Genomic DNA, 23972 nt, shown 5'->3' on the forward strand with positions numbered 1-23972 from the left:
ATTACAAGTTTAACTAGTCGAAACATTAACGGTCCTCAATCTGCAAGGAAGCAGCACGCGCTTCCCAGCCTTTGGTTTCAAGCTCTGGCGTTAGGGATACATCGCGGGGCCATCCAAGGCAAAGATAACCCACCAGCGCCCAGTTTTGTGGGACGTCCAGATCGCGACACAGTTGATCAGAGTCTAGAACAGACACCCACCCCATGCCAAGGCCGCGTGTACGGGCATGAAGCCACATCAACGTAATCGCCCCCACCACCGAGTAACGGCGCATTTCAGGCATGGTGCCCGCCCCAAGGCCTGCGCCCTTGGAGGTCTCATCATCGCAAAAGATCGCAAAATGTTCAGGGGCTTCACGCATGCCTGACAGCTTCAGCGAGGCATATAGCGCCGCCTTATCGCCGTTATAGCCCTCAAGGGCTTTCTCATTTGCGGTCTGGTAATTGGAGAGCGCCGCAGCGCGGGCGGTATCCGAACGTACGCGGATCACGCGCCAAGGTTCTGACAGCCCCACAGAAGGGGCCAGCGAGAGCGTGGACAAGCATTCTTGAACAAGCGCTTCTTCCACAGGGTCGGGAGAGAAGTGGCGCACATCGCGGCGCCACTTCATTAGATTGGTCAACTCGGCACGGAATTCATCCGAAAATGCATGCATGCCAAGCTATCCTTTCTTATTCTTCAGCTGCCGCTTCTTCTGCTGGCGCTGCTGCTGCTTCGGCCGCTGCTGTTGCCTTGGCTGCTTTTTCTTCTACGCGGTCTTGCGCTTTTTTGCCTGGTGTACCCTTTTTAGGGTTGTTGCGCTCTGTCTTCGGGCGAACGCCGGCAGCTTCCAGCATGCGCTGGATACGGTCTGTTGGCTGTGCGCCTTGACCCAACCAGTACTCGACGCGCTCCATGTTCATTTTAACACGGTCTTCGCTGTCTTTTGGCAGCAATGGTGCGTATGTGCCCAGCTTTTCGATGTAGCGGCCATCACGTGGCATACGGCTGTCGGCTGCAACGATACGGTAGAAGGGGCGTTTTTTGGAGCCACCGCGGGCGAGGCGAATTTTCATGGACATAGTATAGTTTCCTTTAGGTGTTATCTGCGTGGTGTTTGTGGTGCTGAATGACTTCAGCAATGATGAAGTTGAGAAACTTCTTGGCAAATTCGGGGTCTAGATCGGCCCGTTTTGCCAAATCTTCTAGCCGTGCGATTTGATCCGCTTCGCGGGTTGGATCGGACGGGGGAAGGTCGTGTTCGGCTTTGAGTTTCCCCACAGCCTGTGTGTGTTTGAACCGCTCGCCCAGCGTATAGACAAGGATCGCATCAAGGCGGTCAATGCTGGCACGGTGGCCTTGCAGGACCTCGGCGGCAAGTTTGACTGTATCACTCATTTCAAAGCCCCTTTGGTGTGGCGGTAAATGTTGACAAAAGGGGCTTCGTCTTCAAATTCCCCACCGGGAGCGTTGGCCGTTTTGGTGGCATCAGCGTCAAGACTGGCGCCCAAGGCGATTGCCACAGCAGCGGAAGCTGCGTTGCCCTCATCAATGTGCGACTGTGCCGTATCCACGCCGATGACGTCCCATGCCCACGGGATGACCGCACGCATGGCTTCGGTGACATATCCTTTGCCTTCATAACGGGCGTCATAGAGCGACCAGCCGAATTCGGGTTCTTCGTGTTTGGCAGGGTGGAAAATGCCAAAGCCGCCGATCGCTATTTCAGGCTCGGTTTTCAGCGCGGCCATAAACAGGCCGTAACCGCGAAAAACCCACATGCCCGCGATGGCGGAAAAGCTGACTTGCGCTGCGGCGCGGTCCAACGGACCATTGGTGAACTTGGAACGCTCGGATGTTTTGAACGCGATAAAGCTCTCTGCATCTTGCAGCGTGGGGGCGCGCAGGATCAGACGTTCGGTCTCCAACGTGGGGATATGTACGGTCAGCGTGTTCATGCGGCACCTGCATACAAACGGTAAGTTACGGAGTCAGGATACCAAACCGGAGCAGCTTCATCAGTGAGGATCGCGCCAAGACGTTCCGCGATGCGGCATGACTTGGTGTTGTCGGGTACGATACGGATGACCATTTCCTTCCACTGGCAATCATTGGTTAGATGCTGCCATACAGTGCTTGCTGCTTCGGTGGCATAGCCTTGGCCTTCATAAGCACCGTCCCATAAGGTCCATGTGAATTCCGGAGCTACCGATTCATCCATGCACAATGGGCCAACGTGTCCAATTGCAATACCGTCTTTGAGCATCACATAACGACCAAAACCGCGCACAATCCAGTGGCCTGCCATTGCTGTGAATTTCTCAAACGCTTTGGCTGTGTCAAAAGGGCCGCCGACAAAGCTGCTGCGAGGGCTGGCGCAATACGCTTGATAGGCTTGCAAATCGCTGGCCTGCGGGGCGCGCATGATCAGGCGTTCGGAATTAAGCATTTGTTGAACGGTCAGCGTACTCATGACAGGCCCTCAGGCGAGGGGTGGCGCATGATTATTGTTTCGCCAAAGCGTTCATGGGGAAATGTGCCGTCAGCTTTGGCGCCCATGCGGGTTGCCACTGCGATGGACGCTGCGTTGTCTTTGGCGATCAAGCTGATGACAGTTGTCCAACCCAATACATCATAGGCATAGGCGCGCGCAGCGGTTGCTGCTTCGGTGGCGTAGCCTTTGCCTGTCGCGCCTTCATAAAGGTCATAGCCCAACTCGCGCTCGGGGAAGCCGGCGGGATACCACAGGCCAACCATACCGACAGTCTTGCCAGTTGCCTTTTCCTCAAGAATCCAGCGGCCAAAGCCCTGAAGCACCCAATGCCCCGCTTCTTGGGACATGTTGCGCCACGCCAATTCTGCGCTCATCGGGCCGCCAACAAATTTGGAACGGTCGCTGGCGTAAAAGCCAGCAATCGCATCAAAGTCGGCCAGCGTGTGCGCGCGCAGGATCAGGCGCTCTGTCTCTAGCGTGGGGATATGGATGGTTGTTGTGGTCATTTCTTTTTGCCGAAACCTGACAGGCCCGCAGGCAGGCCCATGCCGCCGCCCAAACCGGGCAGTTTGCCGCCCATTTGTTTTGCGGCTGCTTCCAGTGCTTTGGGGTCCATGCCTTGCGCCATTGCCGCAGGGTCCATGCCGCCTTTGCCCATCATCTGTTTCATTGCGGCTTTCATCATGCCGCCTTTGCCTTTGCCCATTTTCTTCATCATGTCGGACATCTGGCGCTGCATTTTCATCAGCTTGTTCAGGTCAGACACCTGCATGCCTGCGCCTTTGGCGATCCGCTTTTTGCGGCTGGCTTGCAGCAGCGCGGGGTTGGCGCGCTCTTTTTTGGTCATAGAGTTGATCAGGGCGATTTGTTGTTTCAGCACTTTGTCATCAAGACCGGCGTCTTCGACCTGTTTGGCCATTTTGCCCATGCCGGGCATCATGCCCATCATGCCTTGCATGCCGCCCATTTTGATCATCTGTTCCAGCTGCATTTTGAGGTCGTTCATGTTGAACTGACCCTTCGCCATGCGGCGCATCATCTTTTCGGCTTGTTCGGCCTCGATTGTTTCTTGGGCTTTCTCAACCAGCGCAACAATGTCGCCCATGCCAAGGATACGGCCTGCAACGCGCTCTGGCTCGAAAGTTTCCAGCGAGTCCATCTTTTCGCCAAGGCCGACGTATTTGATGGGCTTGCCTGTAACGGCACGCATCGATAGCGCAGCACCACCGCGGCCGTCACCGTCCATACGGGTCAGGACAACGCCGGAAATACCGATACGGTCGTTAAAGTTTTGCGCGGTTTGCACGGCGTCTTGGCCTGTCAGGCCATCAACCACCAACAGTGTTTCGCGGGGCGTAACCACATCGCGCACGGCTTCGACTTGTTGCATCAACTCTTCGTCGATGGACAAGCGACCAGCGGTATCCAGCATATAGACGTCATAGCCACCCAAAGACGCCTGTGTCTTGGTGCGTTTGGCGATCTGGACGGGCGTTTCGCCTTTGACGATGGGCAGAGTGTCCACACCGATCTGCACACCCAGAATCGCCAACTGTTCCATTGCGGCAGGGCGGTTCACGTCAAGCGATGCCATCAACACACGCTTGCCGTCTTTTTCTTTCAGACGTTTTGCGAGTTTGGCCGTGGTTGTGGTTTTACCTGAGCCTTGCAAACCCACCATGAGAATCGGTGCTGGCGGGCTGTCGATTTTCAGCGCACCCGGTTCACCTTCGCCGCGCAGCGTGTCGATCAGGGCGTCATGAACGATTTTGACAACCTGTTGGCCGGGCGTGATGGATTTGGTGACGGCTTGGCCAGTGGCCTTTTCTTGCACCGCGTTCACAAAATCACGTGCGACCGGCAGCGAAACGTCAGCCTCAAGCAGGGCAACACGCACTTCGCGCAGGGCTGTTTTTACGTCATCTTCCGAGAGCGCGCCCTGTTTGGTCAGGCGGTCAAAGACACCGGAGAGGCGTTCGCTGAGATTCTCAAACATGGGCAGATGCCCTTTCTTAGTCGGTTGCGGATGATCCCAATGTAGGAACCTTCGCGTAAATGCACAAATGCCCCAGTGGGCGTAATACGCTGACTGGGGGCGATCCTGATTTTGGTCAGGACCGGAAGTCTTGGCTTCCGGGATGTGAGGGGTGATTAGCTGGCGTGGGGCGGAATGTCAACTGCCACGCCTTATGGGTAGGGCGCGCAAGGCTATCGATTGGGGCAAGCGAGGTGTGACGGTTAAAATTCTGCCTTTGATCGAAAATCTCACTGTTTCTGGCATCCGTCTTAGAGCTACCCTCGAATTATCTTAATGCTTCTCCAATTTGGTTTTATCCCACCAAATAAGTCATCCCATTGAACTGTTTGCCTCCGTTTTCGGGAAGGGAAATTTACTGGAGGGATATAGCGCCTCTCCTATTCTTTAACCGCATACTCAAACTTTGATTTGGCGCGTGCCGCTACTTCAATGGGAGGGAGCTGCCAGTTTTGCGCTGACGGCCCGCATGTGTCTGAAAGGTTAAGAGGCACGTTTACTTGCTTGACCGTTGACGGGCTGCTGCGTGCCTTAGGTACGATTTCAATGGGATGAATGTGTTCTCCAAAGATTGCATCTTTCTGAAAGCGGAGCCTTTGCAGTCATAGCAAACTAGACCTACAAGCAGATAGCGAATGTTATCTGGGTGGGTGTGATGCAAAACTGGGACGAAGTGCGAACAGCTTTTCAAGTGGCGCGTATGGGAACGGTAAGTGGCGCCGCCGAGGTTTTGGGCGTGCATCATGCGACCGTGATACGCCACATTGATGCGTTGGAGAAGGGTCTGGGCGTGAAGCTGTTTCAGCGCCATGCCCGTGGCTATACGCCAACCGAGGCTGGCACAGACCTGTTGCGTGTGGCGCAAGCGACAGAGGATCAGTTCGGCCAGTTGCTCAGCCGTATCAAAGGGCAGGGGGCCGAGGTGTCGGGTGATTTGGTGGTGACCTCCTTGGAGGCACTGGCCCCGCGCATCGCGCCGCTGTTGGTGGCCTTTCAAGAGGAACACAGCAATGTCGTTGTGCGCTATTTAACAGGCAACCGCCTACTGCGTCTGGAATATGGTGAAGCGCATGTGGCCATCCGCGCTGGTGCGGCCCCTGATCAGCCCGACAATGTGGCCCAGCCCTTGGCCGATCAAGCCATGGGGCTATATGCCGCCCGATCTTATGTAGACAAGCATGACCTGCCCAAAGGGCCTGAAGATTACGCCAATCACCGCTTTGTCGGGCCAGAAGATGTGGAAATCCGCGCGCCTTGTTACCGTTGGATGGCGCAGGCTGTGCCGCGTGAAAATGTGGTGTTTCGCAGTGATGATCCCCACGCCATGGGAATTGCGGTGCGCAGCGGCGCGGGTATCGGTTTTTTGACGGTGCAGCAGGCGGCGGCGATGCCCGATCTGGTGCAAGTCGCCCAAACCTTACCAGAGTGGGCATCGCCGCTGTGGTTGGTCACACATGTGGATCTGCACCGCACCAGTAAAGTTCAGGCTTTGGTTCAGTTTTTTAAGGCGCATATCAAAGACGGGTATCTGTGATGGTATGAAAATTTTGCAAGCCGTTGATTTACCCGTTTGGAGGCTTTTGCCTATGGCGCTGCTGAACACGCCCTGCGCGACTGCCAAAGCCCCTGAAGGACGTTTTCACCATTCGGGACAGGCCGCCGCTTATGCTTCACTAAGTGCGCAGGGCGCCGCAATCGCCACACATCGTTGTTTTTGAACCCAACTGCCTGCATTTTGTCGGCCCTGTCACTGCATATGAACCCTAAAAATGTACCTTCGCCGGTGTGAAGGCTCCAAATATGAAAGATAATGAACCGTGGCACCACAAGCAAAAGGGCATCTGGCGATGCTGTTGTTTTCGGCATTGGTTGCCGGATCATTCTCATTGGGGTCGATGGTCGCTAATGAAATTGCCCCGCTTGCCTTGAATGCTGTGCGCTTTCTCATCGCATCTGTCGCTGTGGGCGCAGTTGCTTTGGCCACAACAGGTATCCCACGCAGTGCTTTTTCCGCGCCTTGGCGGTATCTTGTACTAGGTGGATTCTTTGTCATCTATTTCGTGTTGATGTTTGAAGGGCTCAAGACCTCAACGCCCGTCAGGTCGGCGGCAGTGTTTACATTGGTGCCTGCGATGTCGGGTGTGTTTGCGTGGTTTTTGCTGCGCCAACGCATGACCCTGCGGATGCTTGTGTCCTTGGTGATCGGCGGTGCGGGGGCGCTTTGGGTGATTTTTCGCGCAGATATGGCGGCATTGCTGGCCTTTGATATCGGGCGAGGTGAGCTGATTTATCTGGTCGGTTGTATTGCTCATGCGGTTTATACGCCAATGGTGCGGCGTTTGAACCGTGGCGAAAGTGCCGTTGTCTTTTCCTTTGGTGTGTTGGTGGCGGGAACACTCTGGCTGGCGCTGGTCGGCGCGCCTGACATTTTATCGACAGATTGGAGCGGCCTGCGGCCCTTGGTCTGGATCACGATCCTTTACGTCGCCATCTGCGCCAGTGCGATCACCTTTGTGTTGGTGCAATTCGCCACATTGCGCCTGCCCTCAGCCAAGGTGATGGCTTATACTTATCTGGTGCCGAGCTGGGTTATTCTGTGGGAGGCTGTGTTGGGTAATCCGCTGCCGCCCTTGCTGGTGGGCGGGGGGATTGCGCTGACGGTGCTGGCGCTATTGTTACTGCTGCGCGATGATGACGTCCCGATCACGCCACAGTAGAACGGATATGCAAAAAAGTTACCGTTTGAGGGAACCGTTCAGGCCGATGTTGAGTTTACTTTATAACGAAGCAAAGGCGCGGGGATGGATCGGTTCTCTGGTCACGGCGTCTTTGCCCTGCGTTTTCTGTTTCGCCCGACATCGGGCGGAGGATCACATTTTAGGGAAGGAACATACCATGCGGAGCATTATTTACATTGTTGGCCTAGTAGTAATCGTTTTGGCGATTGTGCGCTTTGCGTTTTAAGACGCTTTGCGGCGGCAGCCAAGATTGAACCATAGGGGAGCCTGCGGGCTCCCTTTTTCGTGCCTAATTGTCCGATGTATTGGGTTGGCCCAGTTCAGTTTCCAGAAACCTCTCAAACGCGTCCAGATGCACCGGCTCAAACTGGCCAAATCCCTGCATCCAGACCGAAGCGGCGCGCATGGCGTCCGGTTCCAGTTTGCACCATTTCACCCGCCCGCGTTTTTCCTGCGTGATCAGGCCAGCAGCGGTCAATACGCCCAGATGTTTGGAGATTGAGGCCAGTGATACGTCAAATGGCTCGGCCACATCTGTCACGGCCATATCGTCCTCCAGCAACATCGCTAGGATGGTGCGGCGGGTGGGGTCGGCCAAAGCGGCAAAGGTGGTATCAAGGGTTGGAGCCATAAAACAGGTTTACCCGCTGTGGTGGGTAAGGGGAAGCCGTCATAGGCGGGGGTGATTTGTGAAAAAGGGTTGCGATTTGACGGGCGGTTCTATGCCGGCATCTTGGAGGAGGTGTTGGTTTTCAGTGGGCGCTTTGGGGGCCTGTGGTTTTCGTTGACCACATAAAGATTTGATAAATCGCACAAGTGGCTTCAGTGAACCACTCTCATTTGTGGGGGCGAATGCTGGGCTTTGGACATAAGTAAACATAGGCTTTTGTCACTCATTGAGCGCTGAAAGACAAAGACTAATGGTTGACATCACTTGTGCATAAACTGCACAAGAAGCTCATGAGCCGCCAATTACCCCCTCTAAACGCCCTACGTGCCTTTGAGGCCGCTGGACGACACCAGAGCTTTAGCCGAGCGGCGCAAGAGCTGCGGGTGAGCCATTCGTCAATCAGCCGCCACGTGCGCGGTTTAGAGGATCGTTTGGGCGTGCAGCTGTTTCGAGATCACGCGCGCGGGATCAAGTTGTCTCCCGATGGCGCAGCCTATCTTACGCGGATCAGCCCTGCTTTGGATGCGATCGCAGAGGCGACTGAAGGCTTGACGCAAGCGCCAGAAGGGGCGGTGACCGTTAACTGCGAGCCGTTGTTTGCATCAAAGTGGCTGATCCCTCGCATGCAAGCTTTTCAGGAATTGTTCCCGCAGGTTGATGTGCGGTTGGAAGCCTCGATGGAAATCGCGGATATTGTCCGCTATGAGGCAGATGTTGCCATCCGCTTTGTGTCGCAGGGCGCCACATATACCGAAGCTGCGTTGATCAGCGATGCAATGCTCCGGCCCTATGCTGCGCCTTCGCTTATTTCTGCGCCGGTGACAGACCTTGCGCAGTTGTTGTCCTACCCCTTGTTGCGTGACAGGCGCGACTGGACGTGGGCAAGGTGGTTTCAATTGTCCAATAACGGCGCGCCAATAGACCTGCCTGCGCCCGCGTGGCGGATGAGCGCGGAATTGTCGTATGAGGCGGCGCTGGCAGGGCAGGGCGTGATCTTGGTTACAGATGAGGTAGCTGCCTGCGATGTTGCGGCAGGCCGCTTGAATGCTCTGTCTGACATCGGATTTAGGGATGGTGGGTATTTTGAGCTGCATGCAGATGGCGCGTTGCGTCGTAAACCTGTGCGCGTCTTTCGGGATTGGTTGTTCGCACAAACTGCCTGTTGGCGGTCTGTTGCTTATGACAGTCAACCGAATGGTTGAATAACGAAGGCCCCCTTGAATCGATGGAAAAGATACGGGTTACCTCAACCTCTCACGAGGGGGTGGTTGTAATTCTGTTTGTTATCAGTTGGTTGATGGCTGCATCTAGGCCGTTGACTCGGCGTGGTCTGCAAAGTACCTAACGTGCAAGACATCCCAACGGGGGCAGCCAGTGAACGACCAAGATCGCACAGCGGAAAAGGCGGCGATTGCGGCGCGGATCGCAGCGGCCAAAGGTTTGCAAGAACCGGCACCTCGCATGGATGAACATTATTCTCAGGCGCAGATGGCCTGGCGGATGGTGATTGAGCTAGTGGCCGGTCTTGGGATCGGTTTCGGCATCGGGTACGGGCTGGATTTGTTCTTTGGAACGCTGCCCATATTTATGGTGCTGTTTGTTTTGTTAGGCCTCGCGGCTGGAGTGAAGACGATGCTCCGATCTGCGCAGGAAATGCAGGACGAAAAGATTGAAGTGGAGAGCGCGGCAGAAACTGCCGAAGACACCGCAAAAGAATAACGCCCCGCAAGGGGTCATGGTGAAACCGCCCCTTTGGGGTGATGAGTGAAGGGGCCGGAACATGGCAGCACAATCAGCAGAGGGCGGTCTGTCATTTGACCCGATGGCTCAGTTTCAGGTCAAGCCTTTGGGTGGTGACGGTGTTGTAAACTGGTTCACATTCACAAATGCCGCACTCTGGACCAGCTTTGCTGTTGCGGTTGTGTTCATCTTGTTGGTCGTTGGTACATCCAAGCGCGCTGTTGTTCCGGGCCGTATGCAATCGGTTGCAGAGCTGGCTTACGGCTTCATTTACAAGATGGTCGAAGACATCTGCGGCAAAGAAGGCGTTAAGTACTTCCCCTACATCATGACGCTGTTCATGTTTATCGTTTGCGCCAACTTCCTTGGTCTTATCCCCACAGCCTTCACGCCCACGTCGCATTTTGCGGTCACCATTCCGCTGGCTTTGCTGGTGTTCCTTGGTGTGACCATCTTGGGTTTTGTGAAAAACGGCGCATCTTTTCTGGGTCTTTTCTGGGTTTCATCAGCGCCACTAGCGCTGCGCCCCGCTCTGGCCCTGATCGAGCTGATCTCGTACTTCGTACGTCCTGTCAGCCACTCCATTCGTCTTGCCGGTAACGTCATGGCGGGTCACGCGGTGATCAAAGTGTTCGCAGGTTTTGCTGCGCTTACCATCGTGTCACCAGTTGCCATTCTTGGCATCACGGCGATGTACGGTCTGGAGGTCCTCGTGTCCTTCATTCAGGCCTACGTCTTTACGATCCTTACATGCGTGTATCTGAAAGATGCATTGCACCCAAGTCACTGAACAATCGGCGGGGTAATAGCCGCCTCATCTATCCACTTCCAATTCACAGGAGAATTCTCATGGAAGGTCAACTCGCACACATCGGCGCAGGTATCGCAGCACTCGGCACGGGCATCGCAGCCATCGGTGTTGGTAACGTTGCAGCAAGCTTCTTGGGCGGCGCTCTGCGTAACCCATCCGCAGCTGCAGCACAGACTGCTACACTGTTCATCGGTATCGCGTTCGCCGAAGCTCTGGGGATCTTCTCGTTCCTCGTAGCTCTTCTGCTGATGTTCGCTGTATAAGCGACTTACGGATTATTCCGACGCTTGGGGCGGTGCGGCACGCTGCGCCGCCCTTTTGAATATCAGTGTTCTGACAGGAGGCCACCATGGCAACCGAAACTACACAAGGCGATGGTCTGGCGGACGCTATTGGCGTGGCAGAGCATTCTGGCGGAAGCACAGGCATGCCGCAACTGGATTTCACCCATTGGGGAAACCAGATGTTCTGGCTGGCGCTTGCGCTGATCGCAATCTACCTAATTTTGTCGCGTGTGGCATTGCCACGCATCGCGGCGGTTCTGGCAGAGCGTCAGGGCACTATCACAAACGACATCGCAGCCGCAGAAGATTTGACAAACAAAGCAGATGCTGCTGAAGCTGCGTATGACCAAGCGCTGGTGGATGCCCGTGCGGAAGCACAACGCATCATCGCAGCGGCCAAAGCTGATATGCAAGCCGATCTGGATGCAGCCATCGCAAAGGCCGATACACAGATCGCCGCAAAATCTGCCGAATCCGAAAAAGCGATTTCGGAAATTCGTGCCGGTGCCGTGGAAAGCGTTAAGGCGGTTGCTAAAGATACCGTTAAAGAAATCGTTGCAGCGATGGGTGGTAAGGCCGATGCCAAAACCGTCACCGCCGCAGTCACAGCACGGATGAAAGGATAACTTCATGCGTTTCACACTCACATCCGTATTGGCCCTGATTGTCGCAAACCCTGCGTTTGCTGCTTCTGGACCGTTCTTCTCGCTGGGCAACACTGACTTTGTAGTTCTGCTGGCGTTTTTGTTGTTCATCGCAATTCTGGTCTATTTTAAAGTACCAGCGATGATGGGCAAAATGCTGGACGGTCGCGCCGAAAGCATCAAAAACGAGATCGAAGAAGCACGCAAGCTGCGCGAAGATGCACAATCTCTGCTGGCCTCTTACGAGCGTAAGCAAAAAGAAGTCCAAGAACAGGCGGATCGCATCGTTGCGTCTGCCAAGCAAGAAGCTGCTGCTGCTGGTGAATTGGCGAAAGCTGATCTTGCCAAATCCGTAGAGCGCCGTCTGGCCGCTGCGGAAGAGCAAATCGGTTCTGCCGAAGCTGCCGCAATCAAAGAAGTGCGTGACCAAGCAGTTCTTATCGCTATTGCCGCATCACGTGACATCATCGGCAAGCAAATGACTGCTGCTGATGGCAACAAGCTGATCGACGAAGGCATCGCCCAAGTTGACGCAAAACTGCACTAAGCAGTTGGCGACTTAGATTAGAAAAGCCCTGCCAACTTGGCGGGGCTTTTTTCGTTTCAAAGGGGACAGTCGTCATGAGTAACGAAATCCAAAAGATTCAACCAGCGCAGATAGAATTGGTTGCCCCGCGCAGCGAGTTGGCATTCTTTCACCAGCACTCTGTAGGCCTTCCTCTCCAGCTGACTCCGTTAGAGGCATGGACCATGATGATGGCGGACCCCCTGCCGTTTATGGCGACAGCCTTCAAATTGCGGGATGCAATTGCTGCCCGGTTTGGGGTGAAACGGATTGGTGGGTTCAGTGATAAAACGCCCGGTTTTGTCCAAGTCGGAGACAAGCTCGACTTTTTTCTAGTCGAAAGTTTGAGCGACACAACTTTGTCTCTGTCTGAGCGGGATAAACATTTGGATGTGTTGACCTGTGTGACCTGCGTGGAAAAAACACTGACGATTACCTCGTCTGTAAAAGTGCACAACAGGTTTGGCCGCATCTATATGTTGCCTGTTGCTCCAGCGCATAAATTGATTGTTTGCATTATGCTACGGCGGCTTGTGCGCAAATTGGGCTAGGGATGCCTGCGTCTGCGCAGATAGAGCCAAAGTGCGGCGGCACAAATCACGATTTCTGTCAGAAAGGTCCAATGCAGGAGAAACGACAATATCCAATGCGACTGCGAGGCTGGGACCACAGTCAGTGGGCCGCCAAATTCACCCCATGGCCAGGTCCAGTTGATCTTGCCTAGAAACGTATCCAATACCATGTGGAGCAGCGCACCCATGGAAAACCATCCCATAATTTTGGCAGCTCTGAGACGCCAGAACAATAAGGCCGCGATCCCGATGCAAGCCTACAAAAGCGGGCGGTGCGTGAGGTATTCGTGATGGTGGATGCTTTGGCCGTCGAGAAAGTAGAACCGGGTGAGATCAAGGTCCGGAGCCACCGAACCTATCAACAGTGCAATTTGCGCCTGTGGGTCTCGTAAGCTGCGAGACAGAAGATAGGCGGCAGGAACGTGAGCAATGAACATCAATGACCTCTTGCATGGTCAAGACGTTGCAGCGCCACATCTTCGTGTCGCTCTGCGCGTTGTTGGTCCAGCAGGGCGCGTTCAACATAGGTCAGATGGGCGTCTACAGCGGTGCGGGCGGCTACTGAATCGCGTGCAAGAAGTGCATCGTGGATTTCGCGATGTTGGTCCAGCAGAACGGCCCGTTTGGTTTGTTGTTTGAACATCATCTGGCGGTTATAGAACACACCGCCGCGCAGCAGATCGTACATCGAACGCATCATATGGAGCATCACCACATTGTGGCTCGCTTCGACAATACTCATGTGGAATTGCGCGTCTAAGGTGGCTTCTTCTTCGGGGTTGTCGTGGGCGGTTTCCATCTTGGCAAAGATTGCACTGATCACGGCAAGATCGGTGTCAGAACCAAGCCGCGCTGCGCGTTCGGCTGCCAAGCCCTCCATGTCGCGGCGGAAGGAGAGATAGTCCATTGCCGCTTCGTCGTGGCGTGCAAATAGGGCCATCAAGGCTGGTGAGAACGCAGAGCCGAGGACATCAGCCACAAACACCCCTGCGCCGGGTTTTGAAATGAGCAGACCTGCTTCTTGGAGCTGGGCAATTGCGTCGCGCAATGAGGGCCGCGATACACCGAGACGCTCTGCCAGCTCACGTTCTGGGGGAAGTTGTTTCTCAGGCTTCAGGATGCCGCGCAGGATCAGTTGCTCGACCTGTCGCACAACGGCAGTCGACAGCTTTTCTGGAATGACGGGGCGGAAGGGCATGGGGTGTTCCTTTGGTTGGTCAAATAATATGACCAACCAAAGGGCGGAGCAAGCAACAGCGCCAAAGGCCGTTTACTTCTTTTTCATTTGGACAGTAACAGGCGGGTATTTGAATTCGTCTTTTTCATTATCGACGTTTGCGGCGGTGATGGCGCCAACAACAATAACGCCCAATATGCCACCGCCCGCAGCGCCATTCATCCGTTGTTGTGTTGTGGCATTGAATGCAGTGACAGTGGTTGAGCCGCTTTGCCCGTCAAGCGTGCATCCCACACCAGACAGCTCTTTGCTGGTGTTATCACTGCCAACGCCAAAGGCGCGTACAGGCAGGGTTTCTTGCCCACGGAAAACCGCCGACCAATAAATTTTGAACAATAATGGGTTTGTTTACTTGATGTTAACCAACAGTCGGGCAGGCTGATGGTATGAAAAGCATAAAATTTTACTGGGCTGCTCTGGCTTTGGCATTCACTGCCTGTAACACGGCAGGCCCCCATTTTCGCGGGCTTCCCGCCACAACTGTGACGGTAGAGGGGTCCACTTTTGACGTGCGCGTACGGGGTGACATGGCCGAAGCCATTCGCACCAACAGTGAATACGCGCCACGCTTTGGGGCGATAAGGGAACGGGCGGGCCGTGCGATGGCGATGGTAAGCGGGTGTGAAGTAAAAGAAGTGCGGGGGGATCAGGCACAGGCGACGGGGCTGCTCAAGTGTCCTTGAGCCAACATGGTGTGGCACCACCTTAGGGTGTGCCCATTGCGATAACCTGTGGATAACTCTCTGAATGCTGCTTTGCGCACGGGCGCATGGTTGACAGCTTGGGCGCAAAGCAGTCACTTGGCTGTTCGTTCCGGAATCACCAATCAGGCGGCATATGCGCTTTTCGAAACTCAAGCTAACGGGCTTTAAAAGCTTTGTTGACCCCACTGATCTGATCATCGCGGATGGTTTGACGGGTGTTGTGGGGCCAAACGGCTGTGGTAAATCGAATTTGCTGGAAGCATTGCGCTGGGTGATGGGGGAAAACCGTCCGACTGCGATGCGGGGCGGGGGGATGGAAGATGTGATTTTTGCGGGTGCGGCAACGCGACCTGCACGCAACTTTGCCGAAGTTTCACTCCAAATTGATAACAGCGGGCGGCTGGCCCCTGCGGGGTTCAACGACAATGACAATCTGGAAATCGTGCGTCGGATTACACGCGATGTGGGCAGCGCCTATAAGGCGGCAGGCAAAGACGTGCGTGCCCGCGATGTGCAGATGCTGTTTGCCGATGCTTCTACCGGGTCGCATTCACCTGCGCTGGTGCGGCAGGGGCAGATCAGCGAATTGATCAACGCAAAACCAAAAAGCCGCCGTCGTATTCTGGAAGAAGCGGCGGGGATTTCTGGCCTCTATGCGCGGCGTCATGAGGCCGAGCTAAAGCTAAACGGTGCCGAGGCTAATTTGGCCCGTGTCGATGATGTGGTTGAGCAGTTGGCGACACAACTGGCGCAACTGGCCCGTCAGGCCCGTCAGGCCGCCCGCTACCGCGAGATCGCGGATCAGTTGCGGCAGACGGAGGGTACGTTGCTGTACCGCCGGTGGCGCGAAGCGGATGATGCGCGGGCGCGTGCCGAAGAAGAACTGCGTGCACGGCTGACTGCGGCGGCGCAGGCTGAAGGGTTTGTGCGCAGTAGTGCCAAAGCCCGTCAGGAAGCTGAAGACGCTTTGCCAGCGCTGCGCGAAGAGGATGCCATTGCGGCTGCGGTTGTGCAGCGGTTGATGGTGCAAAAGGATACGCTGAGCGATCAGGAATCCCGTGCGACGGCGTTGATAGATACGCTACAGGGGCGTGTGGCCCAGATGATCCGCGATATTGACCGCGAAGGCGGGTTAAACCGCGATGCCGTAGATACGATCGAGCGGCTGGAGTGGGAAGCGCGTGAGCTGGCGAAAGCCAGTGAAGGTCATGACGAGGTGTTGGAGGCCGCGTCAGACGCGGCGCAAGAAGCGGCAGATGTGTTGCACGAGCGTGAGGGTGATCTAAGCCAGCGCACCGAAGATGTTGCGCGTCTGGCTGCGCGGTATGGATCGGCAGAGCGACTGCTGGATGACAGCCGCAAGACGCTGGCCAAATCAGAAACAGAAGCGACCCGCGCCCGCGAAGCGGTGGCAGCCAGCGAAGCGGCATTGGCACAAACCGCCAGTGATTTTGAGGCGGCGACCGTGGCGTCAACAGCCGCTGTTACGGGGGCTGAAGCCGCTGAAGCCGCCTTGATTGCAGCCGAGGAGGAGCGTGCCGAGACGCTGTCACTGGAGGCAGAGGCGCGCGGCGAACGCTCGGAAGCGGAAGGTGAGATGAACGCCCTTCGTGCGGAAACAACCGCGCTGGCAAAGCTGCTGGAACGGGATACCGCAGAAGGGGGTCAGATATTGGACCGTCTGCAAGTCGAGCATGGGTTTGAAAAAGCGTTGGGTGCGGCTTTGGCCGATGATCTACGTGCGCCTGAGGTTGATACCGATGGGCCGTCGGGTTGGTCCAGCCTGCCAGAATACACGCAGGTACAGTCCTTGCCGTCAGGTGTGACGCCTTTGACAAATCACGTGTCTTGCCCGGATGTTCTGGGCCGCCGCATGGGCCAGATCGGGTTGGTGGATGCGGATGACGGGCAGCGATTGCAGGCGTCTTTGCAACCGGGGCAGCGGCTTGTCTCGACAGAGGGTGATCTGTGGCGTTGGGACGGGTTCCGCGCATGGGCTGAGGATGCGCCTTCTGCTGCGGCTTTGCGGTTGCAGCAGTTGAACCGTCTTGAGGTGCTAAAGCAGGCGTTGGAGCAAGCGAACAACCGTGCAGAAGCCGCACGGGCTGCGCATGAAAGCCTGACCATGCGGCTGGCGTCACAGACCGAAGCGGATAAACGTGCACGTGAAGCACGCCGTGAAGCGGACCGCGCCGTGGCGGATGCCGGTCGTGCGCTCAGCCGTGTTGAGGCGGATCGCAACCTTGCGGCAGGGCGGTTAGAGAGCCTCGGCTTGGCTGTGACGCGGCACGAAGAAGAAGCGATGGGTGCACGGACGCGGGTGCTGGAAGCAGAACGTGCACTGGCTGATCTGGGCGATCTTAGCGAGGCACGTGCCGAGGTCGATGACATCCGCATGACGGTTGAAGCGGCGCGGATCACGATGATGTCACGCCGTTCAAACCACGATGAATTGCGCCGTAGCGGCGAAGCCCGTTTGAAACGTGCGCAAGAAGTCACCAAGGAATTAAGCGGCTGGCGGCATCGATTGGAGACGGCCGAGAAGCACAGCGCCGATCTGGTTGAGCGCAAAGAGGCCTCCGAGGTAGAGCTGTTGGAAGCACTTGCTGTCCCAGCAGAGATCGCAGGCAAACGTGATGAGCTGGATGCGCAAATCGAAAATGCCAACGAGCGCCGTGCAGCAGCCATGGACACGTTGGCAACAGCCGAAACAACTCTGCGCGAAGCCACTCTGGAAGAGCGCGAAGCCGAACGCACCGCATCCGAGGCGCGTGAAGCGCGGGCGCGGTTTGAGGCGCGTAGCGATGCCGCCAAAGAAACTGTTGCCGCCGCCGCCGAGCGTATTGCAGAGGATCAAGAGTTGACGCCTGCACAACTGTTGGCGCAGTTGGATGTGGACCCTGACGATATGCCTGGCGTTGATAAGTTAGAGGCAGATGTGAACCGCCTAAAACGTCAACGCGATTCACTGGGCGCGGTGAACCTTCGGGCAGCAGAAGACGCCAAAGAAGTCGAAGAAGAGCATGGCGGCTTGGTCAGCGAAAAGGCTGATCTGGAAGAGGCGATTAAAACACTCCGCTCGGGCATCGCAAGCCTGAACCGCGAAGGGCGCGAGCGTCTGTTGACGGCGTTTGAACAGGTGAACTCCAACTTCTCTTTGTTGTTCACGCATCTGTTTGGCGGTGGTGAGGCCAGTCTGGTGATGGTGGAATCCGATGACCCGCTGGAGGCGGGACTAGAGATCATGTGTCAACCGCCCGGTAAGAAACTCAGCACGCTGAGCCTGTTGTCCGGGGGGGAGCAAACACTGACCGCGATGGCGCTGATCTTTGCGGTGTTCCTTGCCAACCCTGCACCGATTTGTGTGCTGGACGAAGTTGACGCGCCGTTGGACGACGCCAATGTGACGCGGTTCTGTGATCTGCTGGACGAGATGTGCCGCCAGACCAACACACGCTTCTTGATCATCACGCACCATGCGGTGACGATGGCGCGTATGGATCGCTTGTTTGGTGTGACAATGGCGGAACAAGGCGTCAGCCAACTGGTCTCGGTCGATCTGAAGAAGGCCGAGATACTGGTCGCCTGATCTGGCTTTGGGTTTGACCTGTTGTTGAACGTTAGAGGCTTTTTCCTTTGCGTCACAAACCGGCCTGACATCATTAATCCTGCAAGGCGGCTTTTGAGCGAATGAAAAGCCAGCGCGGGACACGCGCGGCATAGTCCTCAAAGGGTTTTCCGAATGTCTGAGCCAAGGCCCGTTCTTCGCCTCTAATTTGAAACCGATCAATTGTCATGAAGAATAGGGCAGCCATCAAGACTGCACTTAACGCACCAAGCCACAGAGCAAAGGCCATCAGAATTATCAGCATTCCCACATACATAGGGTTTCGCGTTATGCTGTAGATGCCGTTCGTCACAAGTGTCGTTGCCATTTCAGGTGACGTCGGGTTCACAGTCGTCTTGTGAAGTAAAAAGCTCATCACGGCGGGCAGCAGGAATACCGCCCCAATTGTTGCAGTTGCGGCAACCAAAACTGCGGGTGTGTCAAATGTCGCCAGCGGGATGAAAGCCGCAAGTAGGCTTGCGATAACCATGCAAAGGGCCAGTTGTACAAGGGGGGGTATGTTCATGAAGAAGCTTCCATATTTGATTCTTCACAATCGTAATTCCTTAAGGGGCTGTAGCTTCAAGTGTGGCGAGGCGATTTCCACAAGACCGTCTAGTTTCCGTCAAAAAGACCGTTTCTGAACGTTCACAAACGAGGGTTTTGGGAAACTACAGAAGGACTGGTGCGCGGAACTTTACAGACATCTCAAAGAATCTTGATATCATAGTCAAATGAGCCTTTTGCACCTGTCTATCAGCGCCAACGATCCTGAAAATGTAGCGAGTTTTCTTGCCGCAGTCATGGGCGGTATTGCGATGCCGTTTCCACCTTTTCCAGACTGTTGGATTGCTTTCAGCGCCGAAGATGATGGAACAGCTATCGAGGTCTATCCGACTACGCATGTGCTTGAGGCCGGTCCTGAACAAATATCCTGTGAAATCAAATCCCGCGATACAACTTCAACATTCGTTCACGCTGCTGTCTGCTCAAAGCTAAGTCGCGTGGAGATCATCGGCCTCGCTTCATCAAAAGGATGGACCTCGCGCATCTGCAACCGTGGTCCTTTTGAGTGCGTCGAAGTTTGGCTTGAAAACCGACTGCTTGTGGAATTGCTCGATGCCGAAATGCAGAAGGACTATCGCGAAGGAATGACTGCCTCAAACTGGGCATCTATGTTTGGTCTGTCGAAGTAGGTTAGGACTCCCTGCTGCCGTCAGATGCATCTGCACCTCCTCCCAAAAAGGACCGTTTGTTGATCGACAGCTACTGCGACATTTCAGACCTGTTTGATTGGGCCACCTGCCTTTTCCCAGCCGCCGAAACCTTCGGTGATGTGCGCTGCATCAAATCCCATGTCCTGCAACGTGGCCACAGAAATGGCCGAGCGCCAGCCAGAGGCGCAGTGGAAGACGAATTTCTTGTCGCTGGCAAAAACGTCTTTGAAATAGGGGCTATCGGGATCAACCCAGAATTCCAGCATGCCACGGGGGCAATGGAAACTGTTTGGGATAAAGCCTGTGCGCTCGCGTTCACGCGGGTCACGTAGATCGACGATCTGCACGGCGGGATCGTTGACCATCGCAATGGCATCGGCGGCGGCGATTTCTTCGATGCGGGCGCGGGCATTTGCGACCATTTCGGCGGCGGTGATTTTAAGGGCCATGTGGGCCTCCTAGAGTTTCGACAGAAGGGCAGGTGTGGGCCACGCATCTGCGGGCAGGCCAAGGCGCTGCTGTTCTTGCTGAACGGCGATGCGGGTGCGTGCGCCCAAGATGCCGTCAATATCGCCCACGTCATACCCGCGTGTTTGCAGCTTGGATTGCAGTTGCTTCATCTGGTTTCCATCCAGTCCAGTGTCTGGCGTGCCCGCATCATAGATTTTACCACCAGCTAGACGGGTGGCAAAATAGGCGGCTGTCAGAACATAGGTAAAGCTCTGGTTCCACTCAAAATAGACGTTGAAGTTGGGATAGGTGAGAAAGGCAGGCCCATTGCGCCCTTGGGGCAGGATCAGGGATGCCGTCAGGTTATCAGCCAAGCTGCCGTTACGGGCAGTGACACCCAAAGCGGCCCATTCAGCGGCGGTTTTCTGGGTTTCCAAGCCGCTGAGCGACCAGTTGAAATCCGCAGGTACTTTGACTTCGTCAATCCATGGTTCGCCAGCACGCCATCCCAAAGACGAGAGCATCTTGGCGCCAGACATCAGCGCATCGGGTGCGGAGGTTCTGAGCGAGACATGGCCATCGCCATCGCCGTCGGTGCCATTCTCGAGGATGTCACGCGGTAGCATTTGGACCATGCCTATTTCGCCAGCCCATGCGCCTGTGGTTGTTACAGGATCAAAATCGCCGCGTTTAAACAGCTCCATAGCGGCAAAAATTTGGGGCCGGAACAGTTCTGGGCGGCGGCAATCATGGGCGAGGGTCACCAAGGCATTGGCGGTGTTGAAATCACCCTGAAACGTGCCGTAATCCGTTTCAAAGGCCCAGAACGCCAGCAATACGTTGCGGTCTACGCCGTATTCCCCTTCGATAATATCGAAGGTTGAATCATACTGCTGTGCGTTTCTGCGGCCGCGATCAATGCGGTCATTGGAGATCAGGCGGCGGGAAAAATCAACAAAGGGGCGCTGGAAAACGCCTTGGGAGCCATCCGCACGCAGCACCGCGGGATCGCTGCGTACCGAGCGCAGGAATGTCTTGGCGGTATCTGTGTCGATGCCGTGGGTGGGCGCTTCGGCGGCGAGACCATCGAGGAAGGTGCTGAACGCGCCGCCACAGGAGGTCTGGGCCAAGAGGGGCAGCGGTGTGAAGGCGATAAGGGCCGCGAAGAAATGTGAGCGCATGAAATACCTATGCATAAATATCAACCGAAAAGAGCCAGTAAAAACACCAGCCCCAACATAAAGCCCCACGCCTGCCAAAGCTGGCGTATGGCAGCATCAATCGCGGGTGGGCCAATGGTGCGTGCGCCCTCAGGGCCAACCCATGCGAAATCCTGCATCTTGCCATCATAGGCGCGCGGCCCTGCCAAAGCTACATTTATGGCACGCGACATAGCTGCCTCTGGCCATCCCGCATTGGGCGAGCGGTGCCTGTTTGCATCGCGGGCAATGTCGGCCATTTTCCTGATCACACCTGACGGCAGCGCAATCAGGAAGCAGGTGAGGCGGGCAGGTATCAGGTTCATCGCGTCATCCGCATAGGCGGCGGCTTTGCCAAAGCGCTCATATTGAGGGGTGCGGTAGGCGATCATGCTGTCTGCGGTGTTGATGATTTTATAAACCATCAAGGCAGGCAGGCCACCGACCAAAAACCAGAAGGCAGGGGCAATCACACCATCAGACAGGTTTTCGGCAGCGCTTTCTATAGCGGAGCGTGAAACAGCGGATGGGTCCATGGCGTCTGTGTCTCGGCTGACGATCATTGCCACAGCGCGGCGGCCTTCACCCAGCGACACGCGCAACCCGTCCGCCACGGCACCCACATGCTGCGTAAGCGAGCGTTGGGCAAGCAGGATTGCAGTTACGATAATTTGCACGATACCGCCCAGCTGGCTTAGCCCCAAGCCCAGCAGATATGCGCCAGTGATCAGCACCGCTAGTGCCAGTGCGCCCAGCAAAATACTACCTCTGTCCCGGTTTAGGCTACGGTCCATATAGCCAACTGCACGGCCCATCAGCACAGCGGGGTGGGGCACACGGTTCCAGAGCCATTTCGGCTCTCCCATGGCGGCATCCAGCAGCATGGCGAAAAACAGGATCGTGGCGGTGCTCATGTCAGGGCGGCCTCTAGTCTGTCCCATTGATCGGGGGCAGGTAGACCAAGGCGCAGCCAGCGGGGATTGTACGGGAAAACGCGGCTCCAAATCTGGTGACGAGCAAGACGGGATTGCCACTCCGCAGCGTCAGGGATTTCAAACAGGCGGAACAATGTGGTGCCCCCCAACAGCTGCGCGCCAGCGCCTTGGAACAGGTTGTCCAGATGGGTGGCATCAGTGGTCAGACGTTGGCGGGTCTGGCTGGCCCATTGCGGGTCTTGCAGCGCCCGAGTGGCGATCTCGAGCGCGGGGCCAGCGACAGGCCACGGCCCCAACATCTGCTGTAGCTGTGCGATCAATGCGGGATCACCGATGACAAAACCCAGCCGCACACCCGCAAGCCCCCAAAATTTGCCGAAGCTTTTAAGGATCAGGGTGCCCTCTGTGGTGGATTGCCCCATGAGAGAAGCATCTGGCATCACATCGCAGAAACTCTCGTCGATGACCCGCAGGGGTGCGTGCAGATCGGCGCTGGTGAACAGGCGTCCGTCAGGGTTGTTGGGGTGCACAATTACCTGTGCATCTGCTTCATTTGGCTGCGATGCCTGCACCCAGCCCGCAGCAGCAAAAGAAGCGGCGTGTTCGTTATAAGTGGGCGCGGAAATGTGGACGCGTCCCGCCTGCATCAGACGTGGAATCATCGCAATCGGGGCGGAGGCACCCGGTGTTGGCAAAACAGCGGCCCCATCAGGCACATTCCAAAACGGCCGCGCCGCGCGGATCAGAGCGGATTGCGCCGTTTGGTCGGGCAGGGTGGCCCATGCGCCGTTTGAAATCTGGCCCAGTGGATAAGGCACAGGATTGATGCCTGTCGACAAATCAATCCAGTTTTCACGCACTCCGCCGAACTCTGCCGCCGCGGCATCAACGCCGCCGCCATGGTCTCTTTTATCTTCAGCCAACTCATCTACCTGATCGTTATATTCCGACCGTACTTGGCCGATCTTGGAAGTGTGACAATGCGGAGTTTTGGCTGATGTTCAATAGCTGGTTGCGGGATTATCCACGGCCATGAGGGGCATGCCAATCTATGACGGGGTTGATCGGGATGATCCTGTTTGGGTTAATCGTGTCATGGCTAAAGTGATAATGCCGCACGATGTGGTCAAAATGCACGGTTTTGGCCACGCCTTCCCACTGGAACAACTCGCGGGTGTAGGCCCATAGATTAGGGTAATCCACGATGCGGCGGCGGTTGCATTTGAAGTGCTGGTGATACACGCAATCAAAGCGGACAAGTGTGGTGAACAGCCGCCAATCGGCCTCGGTGATCTGTGGACCTGTGAGATAGCGGTTGCGGGAGAGAATGCCCTCCAGCCAGTCCAGCGTCTCAAACAAAGGATGCACAGCGGCGTCATAGGCTTGCTGCGTTGTTGCAAAGCCGGATTTATACACGCCATTGTTTAACGTGTCGTAGATGCGGGAGTTGAGCGCTTCAATCTGCGGGCGTAGTTGGGTTGGCCAATAGTCATCTGTGTTGCCCGTGATCCCGTCAAAGGCACTGTTCATCATTCGGATAATCTCGGACGATTCGTTTGAGACAATCGTGCCACGTTGTTTGTCCCAGAGGATGGGCACCGTCACGCGGCCAGTGAAATCAGGCACAGCTTTGGTGTAAATATCGCGGGCAAATGGCAGGTTGAACTGGCAATCACCTGTCGCGCCGTCAAATCCGGTGTCAAATGTCCAGCCCTCGCCGAGCATCTCAGGATGCACAACAGATATGTCGATCAGGGGAGCAAGCCCCTTGAGCGCGCGGAAAATCATCGTGCGATGTGCCCAAGGGCAGGCGTGGCTTACATAAAGGTGATAGCGGCTCGGCTCTGCCTTGAAGCCTGCTTCACCGCTTGGGCCAGCCTCGCCAGTGGTCGTGATCCAATTGCGGAAATTGGATTCCTGCCGTTTAAACGCGCCGCCAGTGTCTTTTGTATCATACCAGCTGTCATGCCATGTGCCGTCAATGAGTAGTCCCATGGTGGGCTCCTTTTTCTGGTTTAACGGGAACGTAACAAACTTGGGATAGTTGTCGAAGAGAGTTTGGCGCGCAGGAGGTCTGCGTAAATACACAGG

Annotated in this window: 29 protein-coding genes; 12 read left to right on the forward strand and 17 right to left on the reverse strand. The window is 55.9% G+C overall.

The features are described from left to right. Positions 1-25: 25 nt before the first annotated feature. Genes bluB through ffh form a run of 7 tightly spaced genes read right to left on the reverse strand, consistent with a single transcriptional unit; the run spans position 26 to position 4469 of the window. Complete coding sequence (bluB, locus tag GGR95_RS01085; RefSeq protein ID WP_184561910.1) at positions 26-655, reverse strand: 5,6-dimethylbenzimidazole synthase; 630 nt, start codon at positions 653-655, stop codon at positions 26-28. Positions 656-671: 16 nt separating this feature from the next. Next, positions 672-1061, reverse strand: coding sequence for a 30S ribosomal protein S16 (gene rpsP / locus GGR95_RS01090; RefSeq protein ID WP_184561912.1), 390 nt, complete (start codon positions 1059-1061; stop codon positions 672-674). Positions 1062-1074: 13 nt separating this feature from the next. Beyond that, the gene (locus GGR95_RS01095; RefSeq protein ID WP_184561914.1) at positions 1075-1377 is read right to left on the reverse strand and encodes a chorismate mutase; all 303 of its coding nucleotides are present in this window, start codon (positions 1375-1377) and stop codon (positions 1075-1077) included. Next, positions 1374-1937, reverse strand: a complete 564-nt coding sequence (locus tag GGR95_RS01100; protein ID WP_184561916.1) for a GNAT family N-acetyltransferase — start codon at positions 1935-1937, stop codon at positions 1374-1376. The genes GGR95_RS01095 and GGR95_RS01100 overlap by 4 nt, the downstream gene beginning before the upstream one ends. Further along, positions 1934-2452: a GNAT family N-acetyltransferase gene (locus GGR95_RS01105; RefSeq protein WP_184561918.1), complete on the reverse strand. Its 519-nt coding sequence runs from the start codon at positions 2450-2452 to the stop codon at positions 1934-1936. The genes GGR95_RS01100 and GGR95_RS01105 overlap by 4 nt, the downstream gene beginning before the upstream one ends. Next, a complete protein-coding gene (locus tag GGR95_RS01110) occupies positions 2449-2979 on the reverse strand; it encodes a GNAT family N-acetyltransferase (RefSeq protein ID WP_184561920.1) in 531 nt (176 codons plus the stop codon). The genes GGR95_RS01105 and GGR95_RS01110 overlap by 4 nt, the downstream gene beginning before the upstream one ends. After that, positions 2976-4469, reverse strand: a complete 1494-nt coding sequence (ffh, locus tag GGR95_RS01115; RefSeq protein WP_184561922.1) for a signal recognition particle protein — start codon at positions 4467-4469, stop codon at positions 2976-2978. The genes GGR95_RS01110 and ffh overlap by 4 nt, the downstream gene beginning before the upstream one ends. 694 nt (positions 4470-5163) lie before the next feature. On the opposite strand from ffh, the gene GGR95_RS01120 reads away from it, so the two are divergent. Continuing rightward, complete coding sequence (locus tag GGR95_RS01120; RefSeq protein WP_184561924.1) at positions 5164-6042, forward strand: LysR family transcriptional regulator; 879 nt, start codon at positions 5164-5166, stop codon at positions 6040-6042. 283 nt (positions 6043-6325) lie between these two features. Next, positions 6326-7225, forward strand: coding sequence for a DMT family transporter (locus GGR95_RS01125; RefSeq protein WP_343042023.1), 900 nt, complete (start codon positions 6326-6328; stop codon positions 7223-7225). A 310-nt stretch (positions 7226-7535) separates the two neighbouring features. Here GGR95_RS01125 and GGR95_RS01130 read toward each other — a convergent pair whose 3' ends face one another. Beyond that, on the reverse strand, positions 7536-7877 hold the full coding sequence (locus tag GGR95_RS01130) for an ArsR/SmtB family transcription factor (protein WP_184561926.1): 342 nt from the start codon (positions 7875-7877) through the stop codon (positions 7536-7538). Positions 7878-8206: 329 nt separating this feature from the next. Here GGR95_RS01130 and GGR95_RS01135 point away from each other — a divergent pair, with 329 nt between their 5' ends. From GGR95_RS01135 to GGR95_RS01165, 7 genes are all read left to right on the forward strand, one after another. Beyond that, the gene (locus tag GGR95_RS01135; RefSeq protein ID WP_184561928.1) at positions 8207-9118 is read left to right on the forward strand and encodes a LysR family transcriptional regulator; all 912 of its coding nucleotides are present in this window, start codon (positions 8207-8209) and stop codon (positions 9116-9118) included. A 172-nt stretch (positions 9119-9290) separates the two neighbouring features. Further along, the gene (locus tag GGR95_RS01140) at positions 9291-9635 is read left to right on the forward strand and encodes an AtpZ/AtpI family protein (protein ID WP_343042024.1); all 345 of its coding nucleotides are present in this window, start codon (positions 9291-9293) and stop codon (positions 9633-9635) included. 61 nt (positions 9636-9696) lie between these two features. Continuing rightward, positions 9697-10446: a F0F1 ATP synthase subunit A gene (locus GGR95_RS01145; protein ID WP_184561929.1), complete on the forward strand. Its 750-nt coding sequence runs from the start codon at positions 9697-9699 to the stop codon at positions 10444-10446. A 59-nt stretch (positions 10447-10505) separates the two neighbouring features. Beyond that, positions 10506-10730, forward strand: a complete 225-nt coding sequence (locus tag GGR95_RS01150) for a F0F1 ATP synthase subunit C (protein WP_025059377.1) — start codon at positions 10506-10508, stop codon at positions 10728-10730. 86 nt (positions 10731-10816) lie between these two features. After that, positions 10817-11377 (forward strand): F0F1 ATP synthase subunit B', encoded by a 561-nt coding sequence (locus GGR95_RS01155; RefSeq protein ID WP_184561931.1) that lies wholly within the window; start codon positions 10817-10819, stop codon positions 11375-11377. Between the two features lie 4 nt (positions 11378-11381). Continuing rightward, positions 11382-11942, forward strand: a complete 561-nt coding sequence (locus tag GGR95_RS01160; RefSeq protein WP_184561933.1) for a F0F1 ATP synthase subunit B — start codon at positions 11382-11384, stop codon at positions 11940-11942. Between the two features lie 74 nt (positions 11943-12016). Beyond that, the gene (locus tag GGR95_RS01165) at positions 12017-12511 is read left to right on the forward strand and encodes a DUF2867 domain-containing protein (RefSeq protein WP_184561935.1); all 495 of its coding nucleotides are present in this window, start codon (positions 12017-12019) and stop codon (positions 12509-12511) included. Here GGR95_RS01165 and GGR95_RS01170 read toward each other — a convergent pair. The 3 genes from GGR95_RS01170 to GGR95_RS01180 all read right to left on the reverse strand — a co-directional run bounded on the left by GGR95_RS01170 (position 12508) and on the right by GGR95_RS01180 (position 14105). After that, a complete protein-coding gene (locus GGR95_RS01170) occupies positions 12508-12720 on the reverse strand; it encodes a hypothetical protein (protein ID WP_184561937.1) in 213 nt (70 codons plus the stop codon). The two genes, GGR95_RS01165 and GGR95_RS01170, sit on opposite strands and share 4 nt — an antisense overlap. Positions 12721-12968: 248 nt before the next feature. After that, complete coding sequence (locus GGR95_RS01175) at positions 12969-13730, reverse strand: FadR/GntR family transcriptional regulator (protein WP_184561939.1); 762 nt, start codon at positions 13728-13730, stop codon at positions 12969-12971. Positions 13731-13802: 72 nt separating this feature from the next. After that, positions 13803-14105, reverse strand: a complete 303-nt coding sequence (locus GGR95_RS01180; protein WP_184561941.1) for a hypothetical protein — start codon at positions 14103-14105, stop codon at positions 13803-13805. A 50-nt stretch (positions 14106-14155) separates the two neighbouring features. Here GGR95_RS01180 and GGR95_RS01185 point away from each other — a divergent pair, with 50 nt between their 5' ends. Together GGR95_RS01185 and smc are read left to right on the forward strand one after the other, a co-directional pair. Further along, positions 14156-14452, forward strand: coding sequence for a hypothetical protein (locus GGR95_RS01185; RefSeq protein ID WP_184561943.1), 297 nt, complete (start codon positions 14156-14158; stop codon positions 14450-14452). Between the two features lie 154 nt (positions 14453-14606). Then, positions 14607-18062 (forward strand): chromosome segregation protein SMC, encoded by a 3456-nt coding sequence (smc, locus tag GGR95_RS01190; RefSeq protein ID WP_184561945.1) that lies wholly within the window; start codon positions 14607-14609, stop codon positions 18060-18062. A gap of 73 nt (positions 18063-18135) precedes the next feature. Here smc and GGR95_RS01195 read toward each other — a convergent pair whose 3' ends face one another. Beyond that, entirely contained in the window at positions 18136-18606 is a 471-nt protein-coding gene (locus tag GGR95_RS01195; RefSeq protein ID WP_184561947.1) for a methyltransferase family protein, read from the reverse strand. 208 nt (positions 18607-18814) lie between these two features. On the opposite strand from GGR95_RS01195, the gene GGR95_RS01200 reads away from it, so the two are divergent. Further along, positions 18815-19276, forward strand: coding sequence for a hypothetical protein (locus GGR95_RS01200; protein WP_184561950.1), 462 nt, complete (start codon positions 18815-18817; stop codon positions 19274-19276). 83 nt (positions 19277-19359) lie between these two features. Here the strand turns inward: GGR95_RS01200 and GGR95_RS01205 are convergent, their stop codons facing one another. From GGR95_RS01205 to GGR95_RS01225, 5 genes are all read right to left on the reverse strand, one after another. Further along, a complete protein-coding gene (locus GGR95_RS01205; protein WP_184561952.1) occupies positions 19360-19746 on the reverse strand; it encodes a rhodanese-like domain-containing protein in 387 nt (128 codons plus the stop codon). A 9-nt stretch (positions 19747-19755) separates the two neighbouring features. Continuing rightward, positions 19756-20928 carry a lytic murein transglycosylase gene (locus GGR95_RS01210; RefSeq protein ID WP_184561954.1) on the reverse strand — a complete coding sequence of 391 codons (1173 nt, stop codon included), beginning with the start codon at positions 20926-20928 and terminating at the stop codon, positions 19756-19758. Between the two features lie 20 nt (positions 20929-20948). Continuing rightward, the gene (gene cbiB, locus GGR95_RS01215) at positions 20949-21860 is read right to left on the reverse strand and encodes an adenosylcobinamide-phosphate synthase CbiB (RefSeq protein WP_184561956.1); all 912 of its coding nucleotides are present in this window, start codon (positions 21858-21860) and stop codon (positions 20949-20951) included. Continuing rightward, positions 21857-22804 (reverse strand): threonine-phosphate decarboxylase CobD, encoded by a 948-nt coding sequence (gene cobD, locus GGR95_RS01220; RefSeq protein WP_184561958.1) that lies wholly within the window; start codon positions 22802-22804, stop codon positions 21857-21859. The genes cbiB and cobD overlap by 4 nt, the downstream gene beginning before the upstream one ends. Before the next feature lie 97 nt (positions 22805-22901). Continuing rightward, on the reverse strand, positions 22902-23876 hold the full coding sequence (locus GGR95_RS01225) for a glutathione S-transferase family protein (protein WP_184561960.1): 975 nt from the start codon (positions 23874-23876) through the stop codon (positions 22902-22904). Positions 23877-23972 lie beyond the last annotated feature (96 nt).

The sequence above is a fragment of the Sulfitobacter undariae genome, from assembly GCF_014196805.1.
Taxonomy (GTDB): Bacteria; Pseudomonadota; Alphaproteobacteria; order Rhodobacterales; family Rhodobacteraceae; genus Sulfitobacter; species Sulfitobacter undariae.